This window comes from Peribacillus sp. Bi134, assembly GCF_918698065.1.
Classification (GTDB): Bacteria; Bacillota; Bacilli; order Bacillales; family DSM-1321; genus Peribacillus.
This window is the reverse complement of the sequence record NZ_CAKKLN010000013.1, coordinates 78590-85949: the sequence shown is the minus strand read 5'-3', so window position 1 is coordinate 85949 and position 7360 is coordinate 78590. Positions and strand designations below refer to the sequence as shown.

The following is a 7360-nucleotide window of genomic DNA, read 5'->3' as shown; positions in this document are numbered from 1 at the left end:
ACGTGTTACTCACCCGTCCGCCGCTAATCTCAGGGAGCAAGCTCCCGTCGATTCGCTCGACTTGCATGTATTAGGCACGCCGCCAGCGTTCGTCCTGAGCCAGGATCAAACTCTCCGAAGAAATGTTTGACTTGCTCATTTGCTTTTTTGATAGTGTGTGCTCACTTAAAATTTAACGTTGGCGCTTTGTTTTGTTCAGTTTTCAAAGAGCAATATTTTCCATCGCTTTTTAGCGACTTAATTAGTATAACACCTTTCAAACATAAAGTCAACAACAAGTTATTATTTACTTGTTTATCTTTTTTGTCTCAAGCGGTGTATTTAATATATTAGCACTTGCATTTAGATAAGTCAATGCAATCTTTTAAAAAGTTACTTCACTTTTTTATGAGCCAACTTCTTCTATATATACACCACTTTCTTTCTATAGAAGCCGGACCCTGTCATTGATCACAAAAAAAGGAGGGCAGCTGATTATAGCCACCCTCCTGTTATTAATGATTATTTATTAATGGTAATTACGTCCGCTTCTTCTCTATCTACATTTCCTGCCTTTTCGATCTTCACACTTTCACCTTCGGAAAGGTTAGTGAAGACGATTGGCGTAATGATAGAGCTGGCATTGTTTTTGACATACTCTATATCAACTTTGAGCAACGGCTGACCGCTTGTCACTTTATCTCCTTGAGAGACTAGCGCTTCGAATCCTTTGCCTTCTAACTTAACTGTATCGATCCCGACATGTATCAAGATTTCACGACCAGCTTCGGAAACGATACCGATTGCATGTTTAGTCGGGAATAGGTTAACGATCGTACCGTCTACAGGAGAAACAACCAACCCTTCCTCAGGTACGATGGCAAATCCATCACCCATCATTTTTTCAGCAAAAACAGCATCAGGCACTTCCGTGATCGGTTTTAATTCCCCTTTAATAGGAGAAACAAAGCGCTCGGAAACTTCATCCGTCCGTAAAGGTTTCGGGATGACATCCTCGATTTGATTTTCCACACCCACTTCAGGAGATGCTTCTACTTTACGAGGCCTTTTTCCATCGATGATATCTTTCATTTGCCCCTTGATCGTTTCTGAACGAGGTCCGAAGATTGCCTGGATATTATTGCCCACTTCCAGAACTCCAGCGGCTCCAAGTTTCTTCAGCCTATTTTTATCAACGTTACCGATGTCATTGACCGATACACGAAGACGGGTAATGCAAGCATCCAAGTGAGAAATATTTTCTTTTCCGCCCATAGCATCCAAGATATCCCCAGGAAGACTTCCAGCTGTACTTGCAGATCCTTCCGCTTCCTCATCCTCTTCCACTTCACGGCCAGGAGTTTTAAGGTTAAACGTCCTTATCGCAAATCGGAATCCGAAGTAATAGATAAGCGCAAAGACCAAGCCAACCGGAATAACGATCCATGCATTGGTTTGCGGATTAATTAAACCAAACAGTACGTAATCGATCAAACCGCCCGAGAACGTCATCCCGATTTTCACATCCAGTAAATGCATGGTCATGAATGATAGACCTGCAAACAGACAGTGAATCCCGAAAAGTACCGGTGCAACAAATAAGAAGGCAAATTCAAGTGGCTCAGTAATCCCAGTAAGGAAAGATGTAAGTGCCGCAGAAGCCATCAAGCCCCCTACAATTTTCTTTCTTTCCGGTCTTGCTTCATGATAAATGGCCAAAGCCGCAGCTGGTAACCCGAACATCATGAATGGATATTTACCAGTCATGAAGGTACCTGCCGTTAAATTCTGTACGCCATCTTTAATTTGAGCCATGAAGATAGCTTGGTCTCCTCTGACTGGCGTTCCCCCGCCTTGAGGGATATAGCTGCCAAATTCGAACCAGAATGGGGAGTAGAAGATATGATGCAATCCAAAAGGAATCAGCGCACGTTCTACAACCCCAAACACGAAAGCTCCCAGAGTCAGGTTAGCACCCAACATATTTTCGGAAAATGAATTTAACCCCGATTGGATCGTCGGCCAAACCAAGATCATCAGCAATCCAAGAATAACTGCGCTTGCAGCTGTTACAATTGGTACAAAACGTTTACCTGCAAAGAATCCTAAATAAGAAGGCAGTTCAATTTCATAAAACTTATTATACATGACAGCAGCCATGACACCGACAATTATACCGCCGAACACACCTGTTCCCAACGTCGGGATTCCCAGAACATTGCTATACACCGCACCATTGTTCGCAATGTCGGCAGCGTCAATGCCAAGAACGGTTCCCATCGTTACATTCATAATCAAGAACCCGATAATCGCAGCCAGTCCGGCAACACCATCTCCGCCAGCTAACCCAATTGCGACCCCCACAGCAAACAACAAGGGAAGATTCCCAAAAATAATATTCCCGGCATTCTCCATTACCGATGCGACCATTTCCACTCCGCCATTCGCAAGAAACGGGGCGATATCCAACAAAGTTTCGTTTTGCAATGCATTACCAAACGCAAGCAAAATTCCAGCAGCTGGTAAAATGGCTACAGGAAGCATCAAAGCTTTTCCGATTTTTTGCAAAACACCAAACAACTTCTTAAACATAGGTTTTCCTCCTCTTTACTGTTATTCCATGCTAATAAAACGGTTACATTTACGATGGTATTCATCTTCCCACGCATCAGAATTCAAATACAAAAAAGGCATAAGCAAAGATAGGATTGAAATGAAAATTCAGGTATATAATACCCTCTTTCATAACAATCATTCTCCTCACTTATGCCTGATCGAATCAGTAACACGTAAGTTAATGTATGTTTATTTAATTTTCTTTTGTAATCGTTGGATATGCATCGTTAGATAGACAGCTTCCGCATCACAAACCGGTCTGCCTAATTTCTGCTGCATAATCTTTATTAGCTTCCAAGAGATATTGTAACACAAAGGATATTCTTCTTTCAATAGCATTGCTATTTTTTCGGGTTCCTCTACTTTTTCGCCAGCCAACACCCTGTCTATCATGAATCTTAAATGACGGACCAAACGTGAATAATCAATGCTATCCTTATTAATTTGTACGTTGAGCTGTTCTTCAACAACTTGGATAAGTTGATAGATTAACTGCGAATGCTGATTGACTTCCGATAAGTCTTTATTTGATATTGCGCTATGAATATGAAGCGTAATAAAACCGATTTCCCCTTGGGGCAGGCCTATGCCTGTCTTATCTTGAATTAATTCTACTACATCAACAGCAATATCATGTTCAAAAGGATAAAGGGTTATCGTTTCTTTCAAGAATGGGTTTTTGATAGTCATTCCTTGTGAAACACGCTGAAGGGCGAACAATAAATGATCAGTTAAACCGACATGTATATGTTCATTGAGTTTTCCAGTTACTCGGTCGTTAATGAGATGAATGGATTCTATAATGGCAGCTTGAAGATTTTGATCGATCTGCGGCAAAAGTTTTTTGTAACTTTCCTGTTCCTTGACATTTTTCAGGACAAACGTCTTCTCCGCAAGTTCCGGACTTAACTCTTCGCCTTTCTTTCGGTTGAAGCCTAAGCCCTTTCCAATAGAAACGACTTCTCCATACGACGGATGTGTGGCAATCACCACATTATTGTTCAAAACCTTTTCAACGATAAAACCATTCATTTTTCTCCCTCTTTTTTTCTCAAAGTCATCCCTATGCCCCATACAGGATAAAGTACTTAGTACTTAGTCCTTTTACTATACACGATATGAGCTTTCTCTTACAACATGAAAGAAGAGCCCTGAAATCAGGACTCTCCTTACTTATTGCCTTATTACTTCAAGAAAATGAAATATAGTAGGAAAACGACTCCCAGCCCCCACATGATTGGGTGAACCTCTTTAGCTCTCCCTTTCATCGACATGGTGATCGGATAGAAGATGAATCCGCAAGCTATACCTGTCGCAATCGAATATGTCATAGGCATCATGATAACCGTAAAGAAGGCCGGAACCGCAATTTCAAACTTCTGCCAGTCAATATTTTTAAGTGATGATGCCATTAACACTCCGACTATAACCAATGCCGGCGCAGTCACCGCAGATGTAACCACTGATAGAAGCGGGAAGAAGAATAGGGATAGGACAAACAGCAATCCTGTCACTACAGCCGCAAAACCGCTTCGAGCACCAGCGGCAACACCCGATGTAGACTCTACATAAGATGTCGTGGTGGATGTACCAAGAATTGCACCTGAAACGATGGATAATGAATCAGCAAGTAATCCTTTTCCCACTCTAGGAAGAACATTATCCTTCATTAAACCAGCTTGTTGCGCTACAGCCACCAACGTACCTGCTGTATCAAAGAACGCTACAAACAAGAAGGTCAGTATCACGATTAACATTTGACCAGTGAAGAGATCACCGGGATTTCCGAAGGCATCGAACGCAACCCCGAATGTAGGCGCTATGCTAGGAACGGCACCGATTATTTTCTCCGGCACCGGAACTTGTCCAAAAATCATTCCTGCTATGGCTGTAATGACCATCCCTATGAACACGCCGCTTTTGACGCCTTTCGTCATCAAAATGACGGTTACGACAATTCCAAACACAGCCAATAAAGTATTTCCTGATGTCAAGTCGCCCAGTCCTACAAGAACGCTGTCATCATTCGTGATGATTCCAGCATTCTGAAACCCTACAAACGTAATGAATAAACCGATACCGGCACCAACTGCGTATTTCAACTCGACTGGAATTGCATTAATGATTTTCTCACGTATTCCCGATAGGGAAAGCAAAACGAAGATAATACCTGAAATCAATACTCCCGACAAAGCCGTCTGCCAAGGAATTCCAAAACCAAGCACAACGGTAAAAGCAAAGAAAGCATTCAATCCCATCCCTGGTGCAAGCGAGATTGGATACCTGGCTATGAGTCCCATCAATATCGAACCGATTGCGGCTGCCAAGGCGGTCGCTGCAAAAACCGCTCCGTAGTCCATTCTCAATTCATCCGGATAGTCCTCGATGCTTTGTAAAGTCAGCATCACAGGGTTAACAACCAGGATATATGCCATTGAAAGGAACGTAGTCAGTCCACCAAGTATTTCACGGCGATAATTAGTTCCCAGCTCATTAAACCGAAAATAATTTTTCATTATGAGTCTCCCCTATCATAAAATCGTGCCAACAGAAAATGCCCCATTCGCTTACGAACGGGGCTTGACTGCGGTCATGTAAAGAAGTGGCGGTTTATCCGCGCCAATCCTTCCACATCGTAGTCAAGCCGTTCACGGCAGCTTGGTAGAAACTTTTGGGCCATATCCCCAATATTATACGACAATTATGTTTTTTTATTATTATAGGTATAGTGTATCAGTCACTAAAATAATCGTCAATATATCTAACGAATATTTTTTATGTAATTTTAGGCAATGTTCGCTTTTCGCCATATATTCCTTACTTATTATGGCTATATCTTCGCCAACATACGTAAAATGTAAGTAATCTACATATTCAAATACTATTTTAACCAAAAAAAATCAGTGAAGGATATTTCCTTCACTGATTGGATGATTTTAATCTTCTATTCCCACTCAATCGTTGCAGGTGGCTTAGACGTAATGTCATAAACTACGCGGTTTACATGGTTTACTTCATTAACGATTCTCGTTGAGATGATTTCAAGTACATCCCAAGGGATTCTTGCCCAATCGGAAGTCATTCCGTCAATGGATGTAACCGCACGGATCCCGATTGTATAATCATACGTACGCGCGTCGCCCATTACCCCTACGCTTCGAATGTTAGGAAGGACCGTAAAGTACTGCCAAATTTCGCGTTCCAAACCATTCTTTCTAATTTCTTCACGTAAGATATGGTCAGATTCACGAACGATTTCAAGTTTTTCATCTGAAATTTCACCTAATACACGAATACCTAAACCTGGACCCGGGAAAGGTTGACGCCAAACGATTTCATCCGGAATGCCCATTTCACTACCAAGTGCACGCACTTCATCCTTGAATAGAGTGTTCAAAGGCTCAATCAATTTAAATTGCATATCTTCCGGCAGACCGCCAACGTTGTGATGCGATTTAATTGTTTGTGCAGTGGCCGTACCACTTTCAATAATGTCTGTGTAAAGTGTACCCTGTGCAAGGAAATCAATTCCTTCAAGCTTCGTTGCTTCATCATCGAATACGTAGATGAACTCGTTACCGATGATTTTCCGTTTTTGTTCCGGATCTGAAACGCCAGCAAGTTTCGATAGGAAACGTTCTTTTGCATCGACCTTGATTACATTCATATTGAAACCTTCCCTGAATGTTTCCATTACACCTTCGGCTTCCCCTTTACGAAGTAATCCATGATCGACGAAAATACATGTCAGCTGATCGCCAATCGCTTTATGGATCAATACAGCAACAACGGATGAATCCACACCGCCGCTCAATGCGCATAACACTTTTTTATCTCCGACCGTTTGGCGGATTTTCTCCATTTCTATTTCAATGAAGTTCTCCATTGACCAGTCACCTTTACAGCCACAAACGCCGAATACGAAATTTTTCAAAATGTCATTACCGTATACGGAATGACGGACTTCAGGATGGAATTGCACGGCATATAATTTACGTGATTCGTCACTCATAGCCGAAATTGGGCAAGACGGGTTCGTCCCATCAATTTGGAAACCTTCAGGCGTTTCCACCACTAGATCACCATGGCTCATCCAGACGATCTGTTCTTTCGGCAGGTCACTGAATAACTTAGATTCATTTTGGATGGCAAGTGTCGCTTTTCCGTATTCACGGTTTTTCGCTGGTTCCACCTTACCGCCAAAATGTTTAGTCATAAGCTGCATGCCATAACAAATACCGAAAATCGGAAGGCCCATTTCGAATATGCGTTCATCACAACCAAATGCATTTGCATCATAAACACTATTCGGACCCCCTGAGAAAATGATTCCCGTTGGATTCATTTTCTCGATTTCTTCTACAGTAATTGTATGAGGATGAAGCTCACTGTACACACCAAATTCGCGGATACGACGAGTGATCAATTGATTATATTGGCTTCCGAAATCAAGTACTACGATCATTTCCTGGTTTTTTTGCAATTCTGTTTTCCCCGGCACAAACGTCACCTCTATCAATGTAATTCACTCATGAAATCGAGTGATAATTTCTTATAAAAAATATTATCATAAAAAAAGAAAAACTAAAAATCCACCCTCAAAAATACAGAAAAAGTATAGACGAAGGCAGATTTTCAGCTTTCCTGTTAAAATCCGCCTTCATAGTCAAATCATTTACGGTGATTCGGTAGAAACTTTCGATCCATATTATCGAGGATATATGAAGGATATATTAGTTTAAGTTAGTTTTTGTTATTGTATCAA

Annotated in this window: 4 protein-coding genes, 1 rRNA gene and 2 riboswitches; all 5 genes read right to left on the bottom strand. The window is 41.5% G+C overall.

Annotated features, from left to right (window positions below; all coding sequences use genetic code 11):
* Positions 1-121 (bottom strand): 16S ribosomal RNA (locus LQ188_RS24415); the annotation flags it as partial.
* Between the two features lie 380 nt (positions 122-501).
* Positions 502-2571, bottom strand: a complete 2070-nt coding sequence (ptsG, locus tag LQ188_RS24410) for a glucose-specific PTS transporter subunit IIBC (protein ID WP_230178662.1) — start codon at positions 2569-2571, stop codon at positions 502-504.
* 213 nt (positions 2572-2784) lie between these two features.
* Complete coding sequence (locus LQ188_RS24405; RefSeq protein WP_101225652.1) at positions 2785-3627, bottom strand: transcription antiterminator; 843 nt, start codon at positions 3625-3627, stop codon at positions 2785-2787.
* Between the two features lie 152 nt (positions 3628-3779).
* A complete protein-coding gene (locus tag LQ188_RS24400; RefSeq protein ID WP_230178660.1) occupies positions 3780-5111 on the bottom strand; it encodes an NCS2 family permease in 1332 nt (443 codons plus the stop codon).
* A gap of 100 nt (positions 5112-5211) precedes the next feature.
* Positions 5212-5313: riboswitch (purine riboswitch) on the bottom strand.
* A gap of 226 nt (positions 5314-5539) precedes the next feature.
* A complete protein-coding gene (guaA, locus tag LQ188_RS24395) occupies positions 5540-7096 on the bottom strand; it encodes a glutamine-hydrolyzing GMP synthase (RefSeq protein ID WP_034306157.1) in 1557 nt (518 codons plus the stop codon).
* 142 nt (positions 7097-7238) lie between these two features.
* Positions 7239-7340, bottom strand: a riboswitch (purine riboswitch).
* Positions 7341-7360: the final 20 nt, after the last annotated feature.

Excerpts from the sequence above, each read along its gene's own strand:
- ptsG (WP_230178662.1), bottom strand. The coding sequence starts at position 2,571 with ATGTTTAAGAAGTTGTTTGGTGTTTTGCAAAAAATCGGAAAAGCTTTG.
- LQ188_RS24400 (WP_230178660.1), bottom strand. The coding sequence starts at position 5,111 with ATGAAAAATTATTTTCGGTTTAATGAGCTGGGAACTAATTATCGCCGT.
- LQ188_RS24405 (WP_101225652.1), bottom strand. The coding sequence starts at position 3,627 with ATGAATGGTTTTATCGTTGAAAAGGTTTTGAACAATAATGTGGTGATT.